Below are 1,980 nucleotides of genomic sequence, written 5' to 3'. Positions count from 1 at the left end.
AGACCCCCCCCCCGCGCGGGGCGCCGCGCGGGGGGCCGGGCCGGGGGGGGCGCCCCCGGGGCGGCCCCGGGGGGCGGGTGACCGGCGGCCCACACCGCCGGGGACCGGTCGCCGGGGTGGGGCCGGGGCGCGCACCGGTCACGTACCGCCGGGGTGCGGCGGCCTCCGGTCGCGGGACGGAGCCGCTGGTGAGGGGCCCCGTAAGGGGGTGCGCGCGGGCGCTCCTGGCCAAGCCACGGCGGGCGCACAGCGTACGCCGGTAGACTTTGTGCTGGTCCGCCCGGCCGTACGCAGGCGGCGCAACCCGCGACCGGAGGAGTGCAGTGGCAGCCAAGGACGGGGCAGCAGCACCCGGGAAGTCCGGCGCGAGCTCCAAACACGAGGCGTTGATGCGCACTTCGCTGAGCGCGGTCGCACCTGGTCAGCCGCTGCGCGACGGTCTGGAACGGATCGTCCGCGGCAACACCGGCGGCCTCATCGTCCTCGGGATGGACAAGGCCGTCGAGGCGATGTGCACGGGCGGTTTCGTCCTGGACGTGGAGTTCACCGCGACCCGGCTGCGCGAGCTGTGCAAGCTCGACGGCGCCCTGATCCTCGACAAGGACATCACCAAGATCCTGCGGGCCGGCGTCCAGCTGGTGCCGGACGCGTCGATCCCGACGGAGGAGACGGGCACCCGGCACCGCACCGCGGACCGCGTCTCGAAGCAGTGCGGGTTCCCCGTGGTGTCGGTGTCGCAGTCGATGCGGCTGATCGCGCTGTACGTGGACGGCGAGCGCCGGGTCCTGGAGGAGTCCGGGGCGATCCTGTCGCGGGCGAACCAGGCGCTGGCCACGCTGGAGCGGTACAAGCTGCGCCTCGACGAGGTCGCCGGGACGCTGTCCGCGCTGGAGATCGAGGACCTGGTCACGGTGCGCGACGTGACGGCGGTCGCGCAGCGGCTGGAAATGGTCCGCCGCATTGCCACGGAAATCGCTGAATACGTGGTCGAGCTGGGCACGGACGGGCGACTGCTGTCGCTCCAGCTGGACGAGCTGACGGTCGGGATCGAGCAGGAGCGGGAGCTGGTCATCCGGGACTACGTTCCGGAACCGACGGCGAAGCGCTCCCGCACGGTGGACGAGGCGCTGCCGGCGCTGGACGCTCTGACGCATCCGGAACTGCTGGAACTGGGGATCGTGGCCCGGGCGCTGGGGTACACGGGCTCGCCCGAGACGCTGGACTCGGCGGTGTCCCCGCGGGGCTACCGGCTGCTGGCGAAGGTGCCGCGGCTGCCGGGGGCCATCATCGAGCGGCTGGTGGAGCACTTCGGCGGCCTGCAGAAGCTGCTGGCGGCGTCGGTGGACGACCTGCAGACGGTGGACGGCGTGGGCGAGGCGCGGGCGCGGAGCGTCCGTGAGGGCCTGTCCCGCCTGGCGGAGTCCTCGATCCTCGAACGCTACGTCTGACCCCGGGGCCCTGGATTCCGGGGCCCGGATCGCCGGGCCCCGCCCCGCCCCGCCCCCTCAGTCCTGCTTGAGGACGAACGAGGTCCGGGCCACCGGCATGCCCGGGGACTTGACCTCCACCACGTACGTGTCCGGAGCGGCGCTCCCCGCCGGGGGCGTCTGGCACTGGTCGGCCGCGCTGAACTTCCTGTCCCACTCGAGCGACTGCTTCGTCTCGCCCTGCGCCGGCACCCGGAAGAACGCGTTGCCCGCGCCCGACGGGCAGTCCGCCGAGGACCAGACGGCCTTGCTGGTGCTCGCCTGAAGGATGGTCAGGACGGCCTGCCTGGGGCCGAGGTCGACCTTGCAGGTCGTGCCGGACACGTTGCGCGCGAGGAGTTCGAGGCGGGGCTTCTCGCTCGTCTCGTACTCGTTCTTCACGCTCTTGACCTCCCACTGCAGCCCGCTCGGGGCGCAGGTGGGGAGCGGGGAGTCCGCCGGGACCTGGGCCGGGGCGCCGCCCGCGCCGGTGCCGCGGCCGCCGCCCCCGCCC

The 1,980-nt window shown here is 73.9% G+C and carries 1 protein-coding gene and 1 pseudogene; one reads left to right on the top strand and one right to left on the bottom strand.

Annotated elements, in window-relative coordinates:
• Window positions 1-323 precede the first annotated feature (323 nt).
• Window positions 324-1,448 carry a DNA integrity scanning diadenylate cyclase DisA gene (disA, locus tag ACFXA3_RS41760; RefSeq protein WP_385196610.1) on the top strand — a complete coding sequence of 375 codons (1,125 nt, stop codon included), beginning with the start codon at window positions 324-326 and terminating at the stop codon, window positions 1,446-1,448.
• 57 nt (window positions 1,449-1,505) lie between these two features.
• Here the strand turns inward: disA and ACFXA3_RS41755 are convergent.
• Window positions 1,506-1,980, bottom strand: a pseudogene (locus tag ACFXA3_RS41755) (hypothetical protein); the annotation flags it as partial.

The sequence above is a fragment of the Streptomyces sp. NPDC059456 genome (assembly GCF_042750055.1).
Lineage (GTDB): Bacteria > Actinomycetota > Actinomycetes > Streptomycetales > Streptomycetaceae > Streptomyces.
The sequence above is the reverse complement of the archived record's forward strand: the minus strand, read 5'-3'. Positions and strand labels throughout refer to the sequence as shown.